The sequence below is a fragment of the Streptomyces sp. NPDC005955 genome, from assembly GCF_042871255.1.
Classification (GTDB): Bacteria; Actinomycetota; Actinomycetes; order Streptomycetales; family Streptomycetaceae; genus Streptomyces.
In genome coordinates, this window is record NZ_JBIAIF010000017.1 from 76,910 (window position 1) to 96,330 (window position 19,421).

Consider the following 19,421-nt stretch of genomic DNA (forward strand, 5'->3'; position numbering starts at 1 on the left):
CACCCCCCTCGCCCCGTACCGCGTGCCGCCCCCGGCCGGGCGGGCTCATCCCGTGGTGCGCACGGCGTAGTTGAGGACCCGTTCGCCGAGCAGTTCCTCCATGTCGTCCAGGGCGTCCAGGGCCTCGCGCGACACGGCTTCGGGGCTGCCGCCCTCGATCAGGCCGCAGCGGATGACGCCCATGACCGTCCGGTGCACCCAGTCGATCTGTCCGGCCATCAGGGAGGGCAGCCGGTCGCGGGGCGCGGCACCGGTCTCCTCGCGCAGGGCGCGCTCCAGTCGGGTGAACATCTCCTGGTCGAGCAGCCACAGTCGGGCGCGCAGCCCGGCGGCGTCCTCCACCACCACGAGGAAGCGGTCGTACCCCTCGGTCAGACCGACCCGGGGCGACACCGCCTCCACCTCGGAGCGCAGGTGGCGCAGCACGGCCCGGGCTGCGGACTCCCCGGGGAGCCGCCCGCGCACCCAGCCGGCGAGCCGGTCGGCGAGGTCCGGGGCCCGGTCGAGGAAGAGGTCCTCCTTGGCCGGGAAGTAGTTGTAGACCGTGTTCACGGAGACGTCGGCGGCCTGGGCGATCTCGGCGATGGTGACGGCGTCGAAGCCGCGGTCCAGGAACAGTCCGGTGGCGACGTCGGAGATGTGTTGCCGGGTGCGCCGCTTCTTGCGCTCCCGCAGCCCCTCGGGCGCGCCCGCCGCCTCCGGTGCGGTGCCCCCGTCGCTGCCGCAGCCCGCGCCGTTGCCGTCGTCCGCACCGCCCGCACCGCCCGCGCCGCCCACGTCCCCCACGGATGTGCCCCCGTCGTCGCGTGTCCGTGCGTCGTCCATGGTCCGAGCCTATCCACCCCTGGACATCGTTCGCTTTTTGCCGTCCCTTAAATCTTGGAGTCATTGCAAAATTTCACTGCCTCTGTTTTTCTGGGGTCATGGCAGTCATCACGACGTCCGGCCTCGCCCGGACCTTCCGCACCCCGCGCGGCCCCGTGGAGGCCGTCCGGGGCGTCGACCTCACCGTCGGACGCGGCGAGATCCTCGGTCTCCTCGGCCCCAACGGCGCCGGGAAGACCACCACCCTGCGCATGCTGACGACCCTGTTGCGCCCCACCGGCGGCACCGCGACCGTCGCCGGCCACGACCTCGCCACCGACCCGGCTGGCGTGCGCGCCCGCACCGGCTACGTCGCCCAGTCCGGTGGCCTCGACCCCACCCTGAGCGTCCGCGAGGAACTCGTCACCCAGGGCCGGCTGTACCGGCTCGGCAGGGCCGAAGCGGTGGCGCGGGCCGAGGTGCTCGCCACCGAACTGGGCCTCGACGCACTGCTCGACCGGCCCACGGCCGCCCTCTCCGGCGGCCAGCGGCGCCGTCTCGACCTCGCGATGGGCCTCACCCACCGTCCCGAGGTGCTCTTCCTGGACGAGCCGACCACCGGACTCGACCCGGCCGGACGCGCCGTGCTGTGGGACCTGGTCCGCACCCTGCGCGCAGTGCACGGCACCACGATCGTCCTGACCACCCACTACCTCGACGAGGCCGACGCGCTCGCCGACCGGCTCGTCATCGTCGACCGGGGCGTGGTGGTCGCGGACGGCACCCCGACCGCGCTCAAGCTGGCGCACGCCGGATCGATCGACGCCTCCCTCCAGGACGCGTTCCTGGCCGTCACCGGCCGCGATCCGCTCCCCCGGGACACCGCGCCCGTCGCCGTGTGACCCGCCCGCCCCGCCCCGTCCCGTCCCGCGATCCCGCAGGAGACCCCCGTGCCCGCCCTGCTCTCCGACACCGCGCTCGTCTTCGGCCGCTACGCCCGCAAGGTGCTGCGCTCCCGCTTCCAGATGCTGTTCGGCATGGTGATGCCGCTGCTGTACCTCGTCCTCTTCGGCCCCCTGCTCACCGGTCTGCCGCTCGACGGGGGCCGTGACTCCTGGCAGGTCCTCGCCCCGGGGCTGCTGCTCCAGCTCGCACTGTTCGGCGCGTCGTTCGCCGGGTTCTCGGTCATCGTCGAGAAGGGCCAGGGGGTGATCGACCGGATGCGGGTCACCCCGGTCAGTCGGCTGGCGCTGCTGCTCGGCCGGGTCCTGCTCGACGCCGCGCTGCTCACCTGCCAGTCGGTGCTGCTGGTCGGCGCCGCACTGCTGATGGGGCTGCGCGCGCCGGTGGTCGGCCTGCTCATCGGCTTCGCCTTCGTGGCGCTGCTGACGGTGGCCCTGGGCTCGCTGTCGTACGCGCTGGCGATGCGGCTGACCGGGGCCCACCAGTTCGGGCCGACGGTGAACGCGGTGACGCTGCCCGTGATGCTGCTGTCGGGGCTGATGCTCCCCATGTCCCTCGCCCCGGGCTGGCTGGACGCCCTGTCGCACCTGGTGCCGCTGCGCTACCTGGTGGAGGCGGTGCGGGACGCCTACGCCGGGCAGTACGCGACCGGGGACGTGCTGGTCGGGGCGCTGATCGCGCTGGGACTCGCGGCGGCGGCCGTGACCGCGGGCACGCGGGTCTTCCGGGAGGAGCGCACCTCACTACGCTGAGCCCCATGGTCAATCTGACGCGCATCTACACCAGGACCGGGGACCAGGGCACCACCAACCTCGGGGACATGAGCCGCACGGCCAAGACGGATCTGCGGATCGCCGCCTACGCCGACGCCAACGAGGCCAATGCGGTGCTCGGGACCGCCATCGCCCTCGGGGACCTCGACGAGGAGGTCGTCACCGTCCTCACCCGGGTGCAGAACGACCTCTTCGACGTCGGGGCCGACCTGTCGACCCCGGTGGTCGCGGAGCCCGCGTACCCGCCGCTGCGGGTGGAGCAGTTCTACGTGGACCGGCTGGAGGAGGACTGCGACCGGTTCAACGAACGGCTGACCAAGCTCCGGAGCTTCATCCTGCCCGGGGGCACGCCCGGCGCGGCCCTGCTGCACCAGGCGTGCACCGTGGTCCGGCGGGCCGAGCGGTCCACCTGGGCGGCACTGGAGGCGCACGGCGAGACCATGAACCCGTTGACCGCCACCTACCTCAACCGCCTCTCCGACCTGCTGTTCATCCTCGCCCGGGTCGCCAACCCGGACGGCGACGTGCTGTGGGTCCCGGGCGGCGAACGCTGAGGGCTCCCCGGCGCGACGACGGTCAGGGCTCGCGGGAGCCCGCGTCGACGGGCTCCTTGCCCGGCCAGAGGGTGTAGGCGAGGGCGACGAGGCCGTGGATCAGGACGGCCTTCAGCGCGGCGCCCTGCCAGCCGGCGAGCGAGGAGGTGTCCCCGCCGCCGTCCCCGACGTACCAGATCGCGCCCTGGAGCAGGGCGTAGGCGACCCCCGCCGCGACGACCGTGCGCAGCCACAGCCGACGCTCGTGGCGGGCCCGGGCCCGCCCGGACTTCGGGGGCAGCACCGGCGGCGGGCCACCCGCGAAGCGGTGCTGGAAGCGCGCGTCGATCCGGCTGATGGTGTAGTGCCCGTACCCCGCGGTGAAGCCGATGTAGACGGCGGCCAGTCCGTGCTTCCAGTCGGGTGCGGCGCCGTTCTTCAGGTCGACGGCGGTGACCACCAGCAGCACCACTTCGAGCAGCGGCTCGCACAGCAGCACCGCGGCGCCGAGCCGGGGCATCCGGGCCAGGTACCGCAGGCAGAGTCCGGCGGCCAGCAGGACCCAGAAGCCGACCTCACAGATGACGATCAGGGTGACGATCACAGTCCGCATCCTCCGTTGCCCCCGGCCGTTCCCCCGCCGGTACTGCCTCCATGCTCCCGCCCGGACCGCCCCGGCTCGTCGTCGCCGGGACCGACCTCGGACTGCATCCTTGTGTGTAGTGACCAGCGAGGCGTTCCGCCCGCGCGGTGATGTCCCCGGGAGCCGGTGCGTGTTGGATGGGGGCATGTCGAGCCCGTCCCATGCGTCCGCCCACCGGATTCCGCGCAGCCGTCGGCTTCCGTCGGCGCTGCCGCCGGACTCGATGCGGCTGGACGCCGTGGTCGCCCTCGGCGGGCTGCTCGGCGGGCTCCTGATGTGGGCGCTCGGGCTGCGCCTCCAGTTCGACCGGCCGCTCGGCGAGGGGTGGTCCCTGGTGCCGATGGTGGTGGCCGCGGCGATGGAGACCATGCGGCGGACCCGGCCGCAGCTCGCCCTGTCCGTCGGCACCGCGGCGGTCACCGCCGACCAGTTCACCACGGGCAACCTGGCGACCCTGGTGATGTTCACCGACCTGGTCTATGCCGCCGTCGTCTACGGCACGCCCGCCAACGCCCGGCGCATCCCGGTGACGTGCGGACTGATCTCGGTGGCCGCGACGATCGGCTTCCTCGCCTGGTTCCGGACGCCCGAGGCGATCCTGATCGGCGTGGTGACGGCCCTGATCTCCATCGCCCCGGCCACCACCGGCGTCCTGGTCCGCAACCACCGCGAGACCGCGGAGGCCGAACGGCTGCGCGCGGAACAGACGGCGCTGCTGGCCGAGATGGACCGGGTCCAGGCCGTGAGCGCCGAACGCGCCCGGATGGCTCGCGAGCTCCACGACCTGGTGGCCAACCACCTGTCGGCCATCGCCATCCACTCGACGGCCGCGCTCTCCCTGGACGACGAGCGGACCACCCGGACCGCGCTGGGCGTCATCCGGGAGAACAGCGTCGCCGGACTGGCCGAGATGCGTCGGTTGATCGGTCTGCTGCGGGACTCCGCCGGCGATCTGGAGCCCGCGGCGGCGCCCACGCTCGACGGACTGGACGCCCTGGTGACGGGTGCCCGTGCCAATGGTCTGGACGTGCTGTTGACGGACGCCCGCCCCGTGGACGACCAGCGGCTGCCCGCGCCGGTGGAGTTGGCCGCGTACCGGATCGTCCAGGAGTCCCTGACCAACGCCCTCAAGCACGCCTCGCCCGGCCGGGTGCACGTGGGACTGACCCGGGACGCGGACTCCCTGACGGTCACGGTCACCAGCCCGCACGGCGAACGGGACGGGCCCCGGGCACCCGGTTCGGGGGCCGGTCTGGTGGGGATGCGGGAGCGGACCGCGCTGCTGCACGGCTTCTTCGGAGCGGGTCCCGAACCGGACGACGGGCCCGGGGACGGCAAGATCTGGCGCGTTCGCGCCATCCTCCCCGTCGACACGGCCGGCCCGCCCGGCACAGCCGCCCCCTTGGGCAGGTCAGGCCCGTCAAGCCCCGCACGCCCGTCAGGCCCGGCACGCCCGTCAGGCCCGGCACGCCCGTTCGCCGCATCCAGCACGTCCGCCGCACCGGGCACCTCAGGCCCGTCCCAGGCCAAGGAGTGACCCCGTGATCCGTGTGCTCGTCGCCGAAGACCAGTCAGCCGTGCGGGCCGGTCTCGTGCTCATCCTCGGCAGCGCCGAGGACATCGAGGTCGTGGGCGAGGCGGAGAACGGGCAACGGGCCGTGGACCTGGCCCGGGAACTCCGGCCCGACCTGGTGTTGATGGACGTGCAGATGCCGGTCCTGGACGGGGTGTCGGCGACCCGCCAGGTGGTGGCCGAGTGCCTGGCGGACGTCCTGGTGCTGACCACCTTCGACCTCGACGAGTACGTGTTCGGTGCGCTGCGGGCCGGGGCCTGTGGCTTCCTGCTGAAGAACACCGAGGCCGGGGACCTGATCGCGGCGGTGCGGGCGGTGGGGCGGGGCGAGGGTCTGATCGCCCCCGCGGTGACCCGACGGCTGATCGCCGAGTTCGCGAACCCGGCCCGCTCCGGCCGGAGTTCGTCGGCGGACCAGGCGGTGCTGAACACCTTGACGCGACGGGAGCGCGAGGTGTTCCAGTGCATCGGGGAGGGGCTGTCCAACGCCGAGATCGCGGCGCGGCTGGAGATGGCGGAGGCCACCGTGAAGACGCACGTCAGCCGGATGTTGGGGAAGTTGGAGCTGCGCAGTCGCGTCCAGGCCGCCGTGCTCGCCCGTGAACTGGGGCTGTGCGGGTAGGCGTTGCGCCTGCCCCGGCCGACCCCTACCCCTCCGCGGCGCCCCGCACACCACCGCGACCCCGGTGTGACGAGCGCCACCAACGGCCCGGACCTGCGAAGACGTGCGCCGGAGCGCGGGCGACCGGGACGATACCGGGAAGTGCGCCGTGCCGCGCCCCCCGGAGTGTCACAGTGGGTGGTGAAAGCCGGGAGTTGGAAGTGACTCGGGGGCACCGACGTCCACTGTGACGGATGGTGAGCATGCGTCAGTTGGTGATCCCATGGGGTTCCCAAGGCTCTGACCTGCGATGCCCTCGCTTCGTTGGTCCAGACCTCTTGACCGATGGTCCAGACCTTTCTATTCTCGCGGCACTGCGGTGAGCGTGTCATGGTCATGAGATCACTACGGCGCGTACTCACGGGCGGCGCAGGTTGGGTTCCACCATCCCCACTACCGGACTCACCCGAGGAGGCGCAGCATGCGCTTCAGAACCAAAGCTGTGGCAGGGCTCGCGACCCTGGCACTGCCCCTTTCCGCACTGGTCGCCCTGGCAACGCCGGCTGCTGCGGCCACCAGTGCCACTGCCACCTTCACCAAGACCCAGGACTGGGGCAGCGGTTTCGGCGGCAGCTGGACGGTCAAGAACACCGGTACCACCACGCTCAGCAACTGGACCGTGGAATGGGACTTCCCCACCGGTACCAAGGCCACTTCGTCCTGGGACGCCACGGTCACCAACAACGGCAACCGTTGGACCGCCAAGAACCTGGGCTGGAACGGGACCGTCGAGCCCGGTAAGTCCGTCACCTTCGGGTTCAACGGCTCCGGCAGCGGCTCCCCCAGCAACTGTTCCCTGAACGGCGGCTCCTGTGACGGAGGCGTCGTCCCGGGCGACGAGCCCCCCACGGCTCCCGGCAAGCCCACCACCTCCGGCCTCACCGCCACCTCGGTGAAGCTGTCGTGGGGTCCGGCGACGGACGACAAGGGCATCAAGAACTACGACGTCCTGCGGGACGGCGCGGTCGTCGCGACGGTCAACCCGGCCGCCTCCGGCGACACCAGCTACACCGACACCACGCTGGCCGCGGGTACGGACTACTCGTACAGCATCCAGGCCCGCGACACCGGCAACCAGACCGGTCCGGCCAGTGCCGCGACCGCCGTCCGCACCCCCGGCGACGGCGGCAACGGCGGCGGCGGCCAGATCAAGATGGGCTACTTCACCCAGTGGGGCGTCTACGGGCGCAACTACCACGTGAAGAACCTGGACACCTCCGGGACCGCGGCGAAGATCACGCACATCAACTACGCCTTCGGCAACGTCCAGAACGGTCGCTGCACCATCGGTGACTCCTACGCGGACTACGACAAGGCGTACACCGCCGAGCAGTCCGTCGACGGTGTCGCCGACACCTGGGACCAGCCCCTGCGCGGCAACTTCAACCAGCTGCGCAAGCTGAAGGCGAAGTACCCGCACATCAAGGTGCTCTTCTCCATCGGCGGCTGGACCTGGTCCGGCGGCTTCACCCAGGCCGCGCAGAACCCGGCCGCCTTCGCCCAGTCGTGCTACGACATGGTCGAGGACCCGCGCTGGGCCGATGTCTTCGACGGCATCGACCTGGACTGGGAGTACCCGAACGCCTGTGGTCTCACCTGCGACAACAGTGGTCCGGACGCGCTGAAGAAGATCGCAGCGGCGACCCGTGCCAAGTTCGGTGCCAACAACCTGGTCACCGCCGCGATCACCGCCGACGCCTCCAACGGCGGCAAGATCGACAAGGCTGACTACGCCGGTGCCTCCGCCAGCTTCGACTGGTACAACGTGATGACGTACGACTTCTTCGGCGCGTGGGCCGCGAAGGGCCCGACGGCTCCGCACTCGCCGCTGAGCACGTACAACGGCATCCCGCAGCAGGGCTTCACCTCGGCCGACGCCATCGCCAAGCTCAAGGCGCAGGGCGTGCCCGACAAGAAGCTGCTCCTCGGCATCGGCTTCTACGGCCGCGGCTGGACGGGCGTCACCCAGGACGCGCCGGGCGGCACCGCCACCGGGCCCGCCCAGGGCACGTACGAGCAGGGCATCGAGGACTACAAGGTCCTCAAGAACTCCTGCCCGTCGACCGGTACGGTCGCCGGCACCGCGTACGCCAAGTGCGGCAGCAACTGGTGGAGCTACGACACCCCGGCCACCATCAAGACCAAGATGGCCTGGGCCAAGGGCCAGAAGCTCGGCGGCGCCTTCTTCTGGTCGGCTGACGGCGACACCAGCAACGGTGAACTCATCACCGCGCTCGACGCTGGTCTGAAGTAACCCGCGCCCGGGGGTGCCGGTCCCACACCGGCACCTCCGGATCGCACCGGCCGGTCCCACACCGGCCACACGGTCGAAGCCGGAGGGTCAGGATCGCCCCCCGCCTCCCCGGCTTCCGAGCCCGGTACGCCCAGCGCGTACCGGGCCTTCCGTCGTCCCGCGCCGACCGCACGGCGCAGGCCGAAAACGTGCACTTGCGAGCCGTCGGGCGCTGCGCCAGCAGGATCCGGCTGGGCCGAGAGTCTCCGCGGCGGCCGAGCTCTCCGACGGCTGCCATCACGCGCTCGGTGACACCCGGGACTCCTACGCGTACCTGATGCGCCACCTGCGGATCGGCGCCGAGCGCGCGGGCAAGGACGTCACCGCGCTGGACATCGGGGCCCGGGTGGTCTTCGCCGTCGCCGAGGACTCCGCCGCAGCCCGGGAAGCGTCCCGCAGCATGGTGGGGATCTACGCCTCCGCCATGCCCGAGGAGCAGGTGCGGCGCAACGGGGTGGACCCCGCCGAACTGGCGCCGGCGATCGACGCGATCCGCGCCGGGGATCTGGCCCGGGGCATCGAGTTGACCTCGCCGGAGGTGGCGGAGCGGCTCTCGGTGTCCGGCACGCCCGAGGAGTGCGTGGCGAAGATCGCGACGGAGATCGCCCCGGCCGGGGTCAACCACATGATCTGCGCGGTCACCGACCGGGCCCTGGTGCGGGCCTTCACCGGACGGGACCTGCCGCAGGTCCCCGGTGCCCGGGAGCAACTGCGGTTGATCCACCGCAGTGTCATGCCGGCCTCGCCTGACGGCGAGCGCCCGCGACCGGAGCGGGCGACCCGGCCCGGTCGACGTGATGCGTGTCAGCCCGCAGGGCGGCTAGGCGACGTTCACCCGCTGTCCGGGCGGCGCGGCCTCCAGCCACGCCAGGAAACCGGTGAGGGCGTCCTCGCTCATCGCCAACTCCAACCGCACGCCCCGGTGCGAACAGGCGAGGACCACCGCGTCGGAGAGGAGCGCCAACTCCTCCTCGCCCTCGGGGTCCCGGCGGCCGATCACCTCGATGGCGGAACGCTCCAGCACCCGCCGCGGGCGGTGCGCGTAGGAGAAGACCCGGAACCACTCGATCCGGTCACCGCTGTACCGGGCGATGCCGTACCCCCACCCCTTGCCCGAGGTGTCGGCCGGCCCTACGCCGGCGGGCTCGGGGGTGTCCCAGCGGAGGCTGCAGTCGAAGGTTCCCCCCGACCTCTGGATCAGCCTGCGGCGCAGTCCGAAGGCGAAGAGCCCGACCACAACCAGTGCGACTACCGCGATACCGCCTACGAGAAGAGCGAGGATCATCGGCACCGACCTCCTCGCCTCATCAGTAACGGAACAGCGGAACGGATCCAGCATCGCCTCAGCCGCGGCCCGGTCCGGAGAGTCTCCGGACCGGGCCGCGGCTGAGTCATGTCACACAGTGCGCCAGGTCAGCGCACCGCCACCGCACGCAGGCGGACATCGGCGCGTCGCTCGGCGGCGGCGTCCGCCTCGCTCTTCGCGCGCTCCAACGCCCGCTCCGCGCGCTGGACGTCGATCTCGTCCGACAGCTCGACGATCTCGGCCAGCAGCGACAGCTTGTTGTCGGCGAACGAAACGAACCCGCCGTGGACGGCGGCGATGACGGTCTCGCCGTCACTCGTACGGATCGTCACCGGGCCCGACTCCAGCACACCGAGCAGCGGCTGGTGACCGGGCATGACGCCGATGTCGCCGGAGGTGGTGCGCGCGACGACCAGGGTGGCCTCGCCGGACCAGACATTCCGGTCCGCGGCGACCAGCTCGACGTGCAGCTCAGCAGCCAAGGGTGCTCCTCGGGTCACCACCCGGCGGGTGTGCCGGGTGTTGGGTCAAAAGTGTAGAGGCGTGGGCGAGGGGGCCGGGCAGGGCCCCCTCACCCATGAGCACGGGGCTCAGGAGACGCCCAGCTCCTTGGCGTTCTTGCGCAGGTCCTCAAGGCCACCGCACATGAAGAACGCCTGCTCCGGGAAGTGGTCGTAGTCACCGTCGCAGATCGCGTTGAACGCGGTGATGGACTCGTCCAGCGGCACGTCCGAACCGTCCACACCGGTGAACTGCTTGGCGGCGTGGGTGTTCTGGGACAGGAACCGCTCGACGCGACGGGCACGGTGGACGACGAGCTTGTCCTCCTCGCCCAGCTCGTCGATACCGAGGATCGCGATGATGTCCTGGAGGTCCTTGTACTTCTGAAGGATCGTCTTGACGCGCATGGCCGCGTCGTAGTGCTCCTTCGCGATGTACCGCGGGTCCAGGATGCGGGACGTGGAGTCCAGCGGGTCCACGGCCGGGTAGATGCCCTTCTCCGAGATCGGACGGGAGAGCACCGTCGTCGCGTCGAGGTGGGCGAAGGTGGTGGCCGGGGCCGGGTCGGTCAGGTCGTCCGCGGGGACGTAGATCGCCTGCATCGAGGTGATCGAGTGACCACGGGTCGAGGTGATGCGCTCCTGGAGGAGACCCATCTCGTCGGCCAGGTTCGGCTGGTAACCCACCGCGGAGGGCATCCGGCCGAGCAGGGTCGACACCTCGGAACCGGCCTGGGTGAAGCGGAAGATGTTGTCGATGAAGAACAACACGTCCTGCTTCTTCACATCGCGGAAGTACTCCGCCATGGTCAGACCCGCGAGGGCCACGCGCAGTCGGGTGCCCGGGGGCTCGTCCATCTGGCCGAAGACCAGCGCCGTCTTGTCGAGGACGCCGGACTCCTCCATCTCGTCGATGAGGTCGTTGCCCTCACGGGTGCGCTCGCCGACGCCCGCGAAGACGGAGACGCCCTCGTGGAGGTTGGCGACACGCATGATCATTTCCTGGATCAGCACGGTCTTGCCGACACCGGCACCACCGAACAGACCGATCTTTCCACCCTTGACGTACGGGGTGAGGAGGTCGACGACCTTCAGACCGGTCTCGAACATCTCGGTCTTCGACTCGAGCTGGTCGAAGGCCGGGGCGGTGCGGTGGATCGGCCAGCGCTCACCGACGTTGGCGTTCTCCTCGGGGTGGTTCAGCACCTCGCCGAGGGTGTTGAACACCTTGCCCTTGGTGAAGTCGCCGACCGGCACCGTGATGCCCTTGCCGGTGTTCGTCACCGGGGCCTGGCGGACCAGACCGTCGGTGGGCTGCATGGAGATCGCACGGACGACACCGTCGCCGAGGTGCTGGGCGACCTCGAGCGTCAGCGTCTTCTTCTCGCCCTCGTTGGCCGGGTCGGCGACCTCGACGTGCAGGGCGTTGTAGATCTCGGGCATGGCGTCGACGGGGAATTCCACGTCGACGACCGGGCCGATGACCCGGGCGACGCGGCCCGTGGCAACGGCCGTCTCAACTGTCGTCGTCATTACCTGTCACTCCCCGCGTTCGCGTCGGCCAGGGCTGCGGTGCCGCCGACGATCTCGCTGATTTCCTGGGTGATTTCGGCCTGGCGGGCCGCGTTGGCAAGTCGGGAGAGCGTATTGATCAGCTCACCCGCGTTGTCGGTGGCCGACTTCATCGCGCGCCGCGTGGCGGCGTGCTTCGAAGCGGCCGACTGGAGCATCGCGTTGTAGATCCGGCTCTCGACGTACCGCGGCAGCAGGGCGTCGAGGACGTCCTCCGCCGACGGCTCGAAGTCGTACAGCGGGAGGATCTCGCCCTTGGTGGGCGCCTGGTCGGCGACCTCGTCCAGGCTCAGCGGAAGCAGCCGGCTGCCGACCGCGTTCTGCGTCATCATCGACACGAACTCCGTGTAGACGACGTGCAGCTCGTCGACCCCGCCATCGGCCGTGTCCTGCTCGATCGCGCTGATCAGCGGTCCGGCGACCGTCTTGGCGTCCGCGTACGTGGGCTCGTCGGTGAAGCCGGTCCACTGCTCCGCGACCTCGCGCTCACGGAAGTTGTAGTGGGCCACACCGCGGCGGCCGACGATGTACGTGACGACCTCCTTGCCCTCCGCTTCGAGGCGGGCGGTCAACTGCTCCGCCGCCTTGATCGCGTTGGAGTTGAAGGCGCCGGCCAGTCCGCGGTCGCTCGTGAGGAGCAGCACCGCGGAGCGGCGAGCCGTCTCCGCCTCCGTGGTCAGCGGGTGCTTGGTGTTCGAACCCGTTCCCACCGCCGTGACCGCGCGTGTCAGCTCGGTCGCGTACGGCGCGGAGGCCACCACCTTGCGCTGCGCCTTGACGACACGCGAGGCGGCGATCATCTCCATCGCCTTGGTGATCTTCTTGGTCGCGGTGACGGATCGGATGCGACGCTTGTAGACCCGGAGCTGGGCTCCCATGAGTCAGGTCCCTTCCTACGTCACTTGGAGACGTTGACGGCAGGCGCGTCCTCGCCGAGCAGCTTGCCGTCCGAGGTCTCGAACTGCTTCTTGAACGCCGCGACCGCGTCGGAGATGGCGGTGATGGTGTCGTCCGACATCTTCGCGCCCTCCTTGATGGAGGTCATCAGACCCTGCTCCTCGCGGTGCAGGTAGTCCAGGAGCTCCGTCTCGAAGCGGCGGATGTCGACGACGGGGACGTCGTCCATGCGGCCCGTGGTACCGGCCCACACGGAGACGACCTGGTCCTCGGTGGCCATCGGCTGGTACTGCGGCTGCTTCAGCAGCTCGACCATGCGCTGACCGCGCTCCAGCTGCGCCTTCGACGCGGCGTCCAGGTCGGAACCGAAGGCGGCGAACGCCTCCAGCTCACGGAACTGGGCCAGGTCGACGCGGAGTCGGCCGGAAACCTGGCGCATCGCCTTGTGCTGGGCGGAGCCACCGACGCGGGAGACCGAGATGCCGACGTTCAGGGCCGGACGCTGGCCGGCGTTGAACAGGTCGGACTCCAGGAAGCACTGGCCGTCGGTGATGGAGATGACGTTGGTCGGGATGAACGCCGAGACGTCGTTGGCCTTGGTCTCCACGATCGGGAGGCCCGTCATCGAGCCCTTGCCCATGTCGTCGGAGAGCTTGGCACAGCGCTCCAGCAGACGGGAGTGCAGGTAGAAGACGTCACCGGGGTACGCCTCACGGCCCGGCGGACGACGCAGCAGCAGGGACACGGCGCGGTAGGCGTCGGCCTGCTTCGAGAGGTCGTCGAAGATGATGAGGACGTGCTTGCCCTCGTACATCCACTGCTGGCCGATGGCCGAACCGGTGTACGGCGCCAGGTACTTGAAGCCGGCCGGGTCGGACGCCGGGGCGGCGACGATGGTCGTGTACTCCAGCGCGTTGGCCTCGTCCAGGGCGCGTCGCACGGACGCGATGGTGGAGCCCTTCTGGCCGATGGCGACGTAGATGCAGCGCACCTGCTTGTTCACGTCGCCGGAGCGCCAGTTGTCGCGCTGGTTGATGATGGTGTCGACGGCCAGGGCGGTCTTGCCGGTCTGGCGGTCACCGATGATCAGCTGACGCTGGCCGCGGCCGATCGGGGTCATCGCGTCGACGGCCTTGTAGCCCGTCTCCATCGGCTCGTGCACGGACTTGCGCTGCATGACCGTGGGGGCCTGCAGCTCAAGGGCACGACGACCGCTGGTCTCGATGTCGCCGAGGCCGTCGATCGGGTTGCCGAGCGGGTCGACGACGCGGCCGAGGTAACCCTCGCCCACGGCGACGGAGAGCACCTCACCGGTGCGCTGCACCGGCTGGCCCTCCTCGATGCCGCTGAACTCGCCGAGGACGATGGCACCGATCTCGCGCTCTTCGAGGTTGAGCGCGAGGCCCAGGGTGCCGTCCTCGAACTTCAGCAGTTCGTTGGCCATGGCCGAGGGCAGTCCCTCGACCTTCGCGATGCCGTCGCCGGCAAGGGTGACCGTACCGACCTCCTCGCGCGAGGCCGCGTCCGGCTGGTACGACTGGACAAAGTTCTCCAGCGCGTCCCGGATCTCCTCCGGCCGGATCGTGAGCTCCGCCATCTGGGTTCCCTGCTCTCCTTGTTGGGCCCGAAGTTCTTTGGGGGTCTGGGGGCGACCCCCAGGAATCCTTCTGTACGGCCCAACCAGGGCCGTCGGACGTACGTTGTTCTGTTGCTCAGCCGGCCATGCGGCGGCTGGCTTCGTCGATGCGGTCCGCGATGCCGCCGTTGATGATCTCGTCACCGACCTGCACCCGGATTCCGCCGAGGACCGCGGGGTCCACGTCCAGGTTCAGGTGCATCGCACGCCCGTACAGCTTCGCCAGGGACGCACCCAGGCGCTGCTTCTGCTGATCGCTCAGCGGTACGGCCGAGGTGACGATCGCGACCATGCGGTCACGGCGCTCCGCGGCGAGCTTGGACAGGGACTCGAGTCCCGCTTCCAGGCTACGTCCCCGGGGCCGGGTGACCAGTCGCGTGACCAGTCGGGTGGTCTGCGCCTGGGCGCGGCTGCTGAGCAGGGTGCTCAACAGCTCCTCCTTGGCGGCTGCCGTCGCGGTCCGGTCGGTGAGCGCGGCACGCAGCCCGGTGTCCGAGGAAGTGATCCGGCCGAACCGGAACAGCTCGTCCTCCACGTCGTCGAGCGTGCCGGCACGCTGGGCGGCCGTGAGGTCGGCGACGTCCGCCAGTTCCTCCAGCGCGTCCACCAGGTCGCGCGAGCGCGACCAGCGGGAGCGCACCAGTCCGGAGACCAGGTCGACCGTCTCGCCGGAGACCTGCCCGTCCAGGAGGCGACCGACCAGGCCGGCCTTGGCGTCCCCGGACTGCGCCGGGTCGGTGATGACCCGGCGCAGGGACACCTCGCGGTCGAGCAGCGCGGTGACCGAGGCCAGGTCGTCAGCGAGCCGCGACGCGTCGACGGACGTGCTGTCCGTCAGTGCGTCGAGCCGCTCACGCGCCGTGGCCACGGCCTCACGGCTGGCTCCGTGCAGCGCAGTCACCGGGCGGCCTCGGCCTTCACGTCGAGCTCGTCGAGGAACCGGTCGATGGTGCGGCTCTGTCGGGCGTGGTCCTCAAGGGACTCGCCGACGAGCTTCCCGGCCAGTTCGGTGGCGAGCTGACCGACGTCCCGGCGCAGCGCCTGAGCGGCGGCCTTGCGGTCGGCCTCGATCTGCGTGTGACCGGCGGCGATGATTTCCTCACGCTGCCGCTGGCCTTCCGCGCGCATCTCGGCGATGAGCGTGGCGCCCTGCTCCTGCGCGTCCTGACGCAGGCGCGCGGCCTCGTGCCGGGCCTCGGCGAGCTGGGCCTTGTACTGCTCCAGCACGCTCTGGGCTTCGGTCTTGGCGGCCTCGGCCTTCTCCATGCCGCCCTCGATGGCCTCGCGGCGCTCCTCCAGAACCTTGTTGATGTTCGGGAGGAGCTTCTTGGCGAGGACGGCGAAGACGATGACGAAGGCGATCAGGCCGATGACGAGCTCAGGGATCGGCGGAACGAGGGGGTTCTGCTCCTCGGTGGCCGCCAGAATGAGCAGCTGGCTCATATCAGTGCCTTTCGTCTAGTGGCTGGTCGTGACGAGCCGATTACTTGCCGAAGACGAACGGCATGACCATGCCGATGAGGGCGAGCGCCTCACAGAAGGCGAAGCCGAGGATCTGGTTGGCGCGGATCAGACCGGCGGCCTCGGGCTGGCGGGCGAGGGCCTGGGTGCCGTTACCGAAGATGATGCCGACGCCCACGCCGGGGCCGATGGCGGCGAGGCCGTAACCGATGGAGCCGAGCGAGCCGGTGACAGCGGCAAGGGTCTGGGACATGCCAGTTCTTCCTTTTCTTTACCGGACCGGTGGGGGTTGGCCACCGGACGAATGTGGAGCGGAGGGGGGCTCAGTGGTGCTCAGCGAGCGCACCCTGGATGAAGGTGCACGTCAGAAGCACGAACACGTAAGCCTGAAGGGCCTGGACGAACAGCTCGAAGACGAGCATGGCCAGGACCATCACAAAGGAGACGCCGGCGTAGACGATGCCCAGACCGTTGAGCATGTACCAGCTCGCGATGGTGAAGAGCACCAATAGCGTGTGACCGGCGAACATGTTGGCGAAGAGTCGAACGGCGTGGGTGAACGGACGCACCAGCAGGTTCGAGAACAACTCAATGGCCATGGCCAGCGGCAGTACCGGACCCAGCGACTTGTCGTACCCACTGAAGTTCTTGAGGGCTCCCACGAAGCCGTGTCGCTTGAAGGTGAGGGAGACCCACAGGACGAAGACGATGCCGGCGAGGGCCGCCGGGTAGGCAATGATCGACGTCACCGGGAACTGGGCCAGTGGGATGATCGCCCAGAGGTTCATCATCCAGACGAAGAAGAACAGCGACACGATCAGCGGGACGTACTTCTCGCCCTCGCGCTTGCCGAGCGTCTCGTAGACGATGCCCCGGCGGACGAAGTCATAGCCGGTCTCGGCCACCATCTGAAGCTTGCCCGGAACGACCTTGGGCTTGGCGAAGGCAGCCCAGAAGAAGCCGATGATGATGATCGACCCGAGGATCGCAAGCAGCATCGGCTTGTTGAAGTACAGGTTGCTGTCCGCGTCACCCCAGATGGGCTTGAACAGGAACGAGTGCAGGCCGGGAGCCGGGAAGCCACAACCGTCGAAGATGTGGCAATCGGTCTCGAAGGCGAGCACCTGCGTCGGGTCAGCACTCACCGCGGGCTCCTTCGTGGCGCATAGGTACGGCAACCTCGTTGTGTCGGCGCGGCACGCAGCCGCAGTACGGCACTGGACTGGTGTTACGGGTGTGGGGGCGGCGGTCGGGCATCAAGCCTCGCGCTAGAGCAGGCGTCAACTTGGATGCCCGCGCCCGCGATGCCGCAGTTGGCACCGGACGATAGCAGTAAGTCCGTCCCGCCCTTATACCGGCCCTACCCCTCACGACGAGGAACCGGTCTTCGCGGGCTTCTCACCCTTCGAATCCTCGGGTTCCACGTAGAGAATCTTGGCCTTCATGTGGGCGCGGGCCTGAGCCCCGATCCAGGCGAGTGTGGCCACGACGAGCGTGGCCGCGAACGTCTTCGGGTGGAAGAGATCCGTGTCCTTGAACGCGGTGATGAAGACGAACATCAACAGGATCTGGGTCGTGTAGAGCATCAGGCCCATGCCCTGGAACAGCTGCGGGAGCGACCTCGCGATGCGCAGGAGCACCACGAGTCCGATTCCCATGAAGAGGATCACGACGACGGTCGCCACGGCCGCTCCGAGCGCTCCCTTGCCGCCGGCGACCGCGGCACTGATGCCCGCGGCTACGGCTCCCACGACTGCGGTGGGTACGACGGCATGGATGACGGTGCGTGCGTCTTGGGACGGCATGGCGGCAACTCCGCTTACTGGATGGGGGCAGGTGTCGTCATGGACGAGCGTAAACCCGGAAATCGAGACAGAAAGTCGGTCCAGAAGGCCGTCGCACTACGGTCCTCCGGCGCTACCCCGGGTTCTCGTGAACGGTATCACAAACTATTTGATGAGGTCTTTACCTGTGAAGTGTGCCAGCAGTCACACATGAGAGTGAACCAGCCCATATGTGCATGACAGAAGGCCCTTTGACTGGTATTGAGGGCGTTTGACTGGCCGGTACGGCGCGGCAAGATGGCCACAAAGCGTCAGCGATCGAGCACTTTTCGCGCATGCGACGGCCCGGTGCGGACTGCGGTGACCGCTGGAGGAACCGCTCCACCGGCCCGTGACGCCCGCGACGGGCGCCGTTTCAGCGCGAAGTGTCGGCCCGGCGGCGGTCGCGGAAGCGGTGCCGGAGGCCGGATGCCGTCGCTCCGTTGACGCCCCCGGCCCGGACGGGTGCGGACGAACCCCCCGTCGCTGCGGCCCCGTTGACGCCTTCGGTGTCGCCCGCGGCGCGGGTGGCGCCCCCGTCCTTCACCGTCGGGACACCCTCCGTTCCCGCGAATGTGCCGGAACCGTTATCCCCCGCCGCCCGCACCCCGTGCGATGTGCCCGCGGCGACGCCCACACCGGCCCCCACGGGGACTTCGGTACGGCTCGTGCCCGGGTATCCGGAGACCGTCACCGCGGCGGGCTCCGACTCCCCCTCGGCGCCGGCGAGTTGTTCAGCGGCGCCGAGGGGGAGCTTGCGGCGCCGGTAGCGGGGCGGTACGAACGCCTCCGCCCAGCGCGGCGCACGCGGGGTGAAGCGGGGCAGCAGGAGCAGCACCAGGCCCACCGCGCTGAGCACGGCGACGCCGAGGACGATCCACATGGACGCGGCGTTGACCGAGTAGGCGAGCGTGCCGAAAGAGATCAGCGCGGCCCAGAAGTACATGATCAGCACCGAGCGGCTGTGCGAGTGACCGCTGTCGAGGAGCCGGTGGTGCAGGTGTCCGCGGTCGGCGGCGAACGGCGACTGGCCGCGCCAGGTGCGCCGCACGATCGCCAGGACGAGGTCGGCGGCGGGCAGCGCGATGATGGTGAGCGGCAGGATGAGCGGGATGTAGACGGGCACCGTGGCGTGCACCGCTTCCCGCAGACCGCCGGCCTGTCCGGGGCCGAACAGGCTGTCCGGGTCGACCTGACCGGTGATGGAGATGGCGCCCGCCGCGAGCACCAGACCGATCAGCATGGAGCCCGAGTCGCCCATGAAGATCCGCGCGGGGTGCATGTTGTGCGGCAGGAAGCCGAGGCACATGCCGAGCAGCAGCGCCGCGAACAGGGTGGCCGGGGCCGCGGCCTCCAGTCCGTAGCCGAACCAGAGGCGGTACGCGTAGAGGAAGAAGGCCAGGGTCGCGATGCACACCATGCCCGCGGCGAGCCCGTCCAGCCCGTCGGCGAAGTTGACCGCGTTGATCGTGATCACGACCAGCGCCACGGTGAGCAGCGTGGACTGCCACTGGGTGAGCGCGACCATGCCGACACCGGGGATGGGCAGCCAGAGGATCGCCAGACCCTGCATGACCATGACGCCCGCGGCGATCATCTGGGCGCCCAGCTTGATCAGCGCGTCGAGCTCGAACTTGTCGTCCAGGACACCGACCAGCCAGATCAGGGCGGCGCCGGACAGCAGGGCGCGCGGCTCGCTGGAACCGTCGAAGACCTCACTGAGGTTGGTGAGGTGGTTGGCGACGAGGAGGCCCGCGCAGAGCCCGAAGAACATCGCGATACCGCCGAGCCGGGGCGTGGGCTCCCGGTGCACGTCACGGGCGCGGATCTCCGGCATCGCCCCGGCCACGATGGCGAACTTCCGCACCGGGCCCGTCAGCAGATAGGTCACCGCAGCCGTGACACAGAGCGTCAGCAGGTATTCACGCACAGGCTTCCCCACAGGTGTCTTCGGCCAGCTCAGCCCCACAGCCTAGCCTCGGG

Annotated in this window: 19 protein-coding genes and 1 pseudogene; 7 read left to right on the top strand and 13 right to left on the bottom strand. The window is 69.8% G+C overall.

Annotated elements, in window-relative coordinates; genetic code table 11:
* Positions 1–45 precede the first annotated feature (45 nt).
* Complete coding sequence (locus tag ACFYOU_RS30210; protein ID WP_391310084.1) at positions 46–825, bottom strand: TetR family transcriptional regulator; 780 nt, start codon at positions 823–825, stop codon at positions 46–48.
* Positions 826–923: 98 nt separating this feature from the next.
* On the opposite strand from ACFYOU_RS30210, the gene ACFYOU_RS30215 reads away from it, so the two are divergent.
* Genes ACFYOU_RS30215 through ACFYOU_RS30225 form a run of 3 tightly spaced genes read left to right on the top strand, consistent with a single transcriptional unit; the run spans position 924 to position 3,094 of the window.
* Positions 924–1,706 (top strand): ABC transporter ATP-binding protein, encoded by a 783-nt coding sequence (locus ACFYOU_RS30215; RefSeq protein ID WP_389769309.1) that lies wholly within the window; start codon positions 924–926, stop codon positions 1,704–1,706.
* A gap of 48 nt (positions 1,707–1,754) precedes the next feature.
* On the top strand, positions 1,755–2,519 hold the full coding sequence (locus tag ACFYOU_RS30220; RefSeq protein ID WP_391310087.1) for an ABC transporter permease: 765 nt from the start codon (positions 1,755–1,757) through the stop codon (positions 2,517–2,519).
* 5 nt (positions 2,520–2,524) lie between these two features.
* Positions 2,525–3,094, top strand: coding sequence for a cob(I)yrinic acid a,c-diamide adenosyltransferase (locus tag ACFYOU_RS30225; RefSeq protein WP_389769306.1), 570 nt, complete (start codon positions 2,525–2,527; stop codon positions 3,092–3,094).
* 22 nt (positions 3,095–3,116) lie between these two features.
* Here the strand turns inward: ACFYOU_RS30225 and ACFYOU_RS30230 are convergent, their stop codons facing one another.
* Positions 3,117–3,677, bottom strand: coding sequence for a hypothetical protein (locus ACFYOU_RS30230; protein WP_389769469.1), 561 nt, complete (start codon positions 3,675–3,677; stop codon positions 3,117–3,119).
* A gap of 184 nt (positions 3,678–3,861) precedes the next feature.
* Between ACFYOU_RS30230 and ACFYOU_RS30235 the strand changes: the two genes are divergently transcribed.
* The 4 genes and pseudogenes from ACFYOU_RS30235 to ACFYOU_RS30250 all read left to right on the top strand — a co-directional run.
* The gene (locus ACFYOU_RS30235; protein ID WP_391310091.1) at positions 3,862–5,253 is read left to right on the top strand and encodes a histidine kinase; all 1,392 of its coding nucleotides are present in this window, start codon (positions 3,862–3,864) and stop codon (positions 5,251–5,253) included.
* 4 nt (positions 5,254–5,257) lie between these two features.
* Positions 5,258–5,911 (top strand): response regulator, encoded by a 654-nt coding sequence (locus ACFYOU_RS30240; protein WP_391310093.1) that lies wholly within the window; start codon positions 5,258–5,260, stop codon positions 5,909–5,911.
* A 460-nt stretch (positions 5,912–6,371) separates the two neighbouring features.
* A complete protein-coding gene (locus ACFYOU_RS30245) occupies positions 6,372–8,204 on the top strand; it encodes a glycosyl hydrolase family 18 protein (protein WP_389769297.1) in 1,833 nt (610 codons plus the stop codon).
* Between the two features lie 247 nt (positions 8,205–8,451).
* Positions 8,452–8,985, top strand: a pseudogene (locus tag ACFYOU_RS30250) (LLM class flavin-dependent oxidoreductase); the annotation flags it as partial.
* A gap of 78 nt (positions 8,986–9,063) precedes the next feature.
* Here the strand turns inward: ACFYOU_RS30250 and ACFYOU_RS30255 are convergent.
* The 11 genes from ACFYOU_RS30255 to ACFYOU_RS30305 all read right to left on the bottom strand — a co-directional run bounded on the left by ACFYOU_RS30255 (position 9,064) and on the right by ACFYOU_RS30305 (position 19,368).
* Positions 9,064–9,528, bottom strand: a complete 465-nt coding sequence (locus ACFYOU_RS30255; RefSeq protein WP_389769291.1) for a DUF2550 domain-containing protein — start codon at positions 9,526–9,528, stop codon at positions 9,064–9,066.
* A gap of 128 nt (positions 9,529–9,656) precedes the next feature.
* Positions 9,657–10,031: a F0F1 ATP synthase subunit epsilon gene (locus ACFYOU_RS30260; protein ID WP_389769288.1), complete on the bottom strand. Its 375-nt coding sequence runs from the start codon at positions 10,029–10,031 to the stop codon at positions 9,657–9,659.
* Between the two features lie 108 nt (positions 10,032–10,139).
* Positions 10,140–11,582 (bottom strand): F0F1 ATP synthase subunit beta, encoded by a 1,443-nt coding sequence (gene atpD, locus ACFYOU_RS30265; RefSeq protein WP_387009879.1) that lies wholly within the window; start codon positions 11,580–11,582, stop codon positions 10,140–10,142.
* Positions 11,582–12,499, bottom strand: a complete 918-nt coding sequence (locus ACFYOU_RS30270) for a F0F1 ATP synthase subunit gamma (protein WP_389769285.1) — start codon at positions 12,497–12,499, stop codon at positions 11,582–11,584. Before ACFYOU_RS30270 ends, atpD begins: the two co-directional genes overlap by 1 nt.
* A 20-nt stretch (positions 12,500–12,519) precedes the next feature.
* A complete protein-coding gene (gene atpA / locus ACFYOU_RS30275; protein WP_389769282.1) occupies positions 12,520–14,115 on the bottom strand; it encodes a F0F1 ATP synthase subunit alpha in 1,596 nt (531 codons plus the stop codon).
* A 115-nt stretch (positions 14,116–14,230) separates the two neighbouring features.
* Positions 14,231–15,046 (bottom strand): F0F1 ATP synthase subunit delta, encoded by an 816-nt coding sequence (locus ACFYOU_RS30280; protein WP_391310184.1) that lies wholly within the window; start codon positions 15,044–15,046, stop codon positions 14,231–14,233.
* 5 nt (positions 15,047–15,051) lie between these two features.
* Positions 15,052–15,597, bottom strand: a complete 546-nt coding sequence (locus ACFYOU_RS30285) for a F0F1 ATP synthase subunit B (protein ID WP_391310099.1) — start codon at positions 15,595–15,597, stop codon at positions 15,052–15,054.
* A gap of 40 nt (positions 15,598–15,637) precedes the next feature.
* On the bottom strand, positions 15,638–15,868 hold the full coding sequence (locus tag ACFYOU_RS30290; protein ID WP_391310101.1) for a F0F1 ATP synthase subunit C: 231 nt from the start codon (positions 15,866–15,868) through the stop codon (positions 15,638–15,640).
* A 70-nt stretch (positions 15,869–15,938) separates the two neighbouring features.
* Positions 15,939–16,760 (bottom strand): F0F1 ATP synthase subunit A, encoded by an 822-nt coding sequence (atpB, locus tag ACFYOU_RS30295; protein ID WP_391310103.1) that lies wholly within the window; start codon positions 16,758–16,760, stop codon positions 15,939–15,941.
* A gap of 222 nt (positions 16,761–16,982) precedes the next feature.
* Complete coding sequence (locus ACFYOU_RS30300) at positions 16,983–17,420, bottom strand: hypothetical protein (protein WP_391310105.1); 438 nt, start codon at positions 17,418–17,420, stop codon at positions 16,983–16,985.
* Positions 17,421–17,814: 394 nt separating this feature from the next.
* Positions 17,815–19,368, bottom strand: a complete 1,554-nt coding sequence (locus ACFYOU_RS30305; protein ID WP_391310108.1) for an MraY family glycosyltransferase — start codon at positions 19,366–19,368, stop codon at positions 17,815–17,817.
* Between the last annotated feature and the right edge of the window lie 53 nt (positions 19,369–19,421).

Excerpts from the sequence above, each read along its gene's own strand:
- ACFYOU_RS30210 (WP_391310084.1), bottom strand. The coding sequence starts at position 825 with ATGGACGACGCACGGACACGCGACGACGGGGGCACATCCGTGGGGGAC.
- ACFYOU_RS30215 (WP_389769309.1), top strand. The coding sequence starts at position 924 with ATGGCAGTCATCACGACGTCCGGCCTCGCCCGGACCTTCCGCACCCCG.
- ACFYOU_RS30225 (WP_389769306.1), top strand. The coding sequence starts at position 2,525 with ATGGTCAATCTGACGCGCATCTACACCAGGACCGGGGACCAGGGCACC.
- ACFYOU_RS30235 (WP_391310091.1), top strand. The coding sequence starts at position 3,862 with ATGTCGAGCCCGTCCCATGCGTCCGCCCACCGGATTCCGCGCAGCCGT.
- ACFYOU_RS30245 (WP_389769297.1), top strand. The coding sequence starts at position 6,372 with ATGCGCTTCAGAACCAAAGCTGTGGCAGGGCTCGCGACCCTGGCACTG.
- ACFYOU_RS30255 (WP_389769291.1), bottom strand. The coding sequence starts at position 9,528 with ATGATCCTCGCTCTTCTCGTAGGCGGTATCGCGGTAGTCGCACTGGTT.
- atpD (WP_387009879.1), bottom strand. The coding sequence starts at position 11,582 with ATGACGACGACAGTTGAGACGGCCGTTGCCACGGGCCGCGTCGCCCGG.
- ACFYOU_RS30270 (WP_389769285.1), bottom strand. The coding sequence starts at position 12,499 with ATGGGAGCCCAGCTCCGGGTCTACAAGCGTCGCATCCGATCCGTCACC.
- atpA (WP_389769282.1), bottom strand. The coding sequence starts at position 14,115 with ATGGCGGAGCTCACGATCCGGCCGGAGGAGATCCGGGACGCGCTGGAG.
- ACFYOU_RS30285 (WP_391310099.1), bottom strand. The coding sequence starts at position 15,597 with ATGAGCCAGCTGCTCATTCTGGCGGCCACCGAGGAGCAGAACCCCCTC.
- ACFYOU_RS30290 (WP_391310101.1), bottom strand. The coding sequence starts at position 15,868 with ATGTCCCAGACCCTTGCCGCTGTCACCGGCTCGCTCGGCTCCATCGGT.
- ACFYOU_RS30300 (WP_391310105.1), bottom strand. The coding sequence starts at position 17,420 with ATGCCGTCCCAAGACGCACGCACCGTCATCCATGCCGTCGTACCCACC.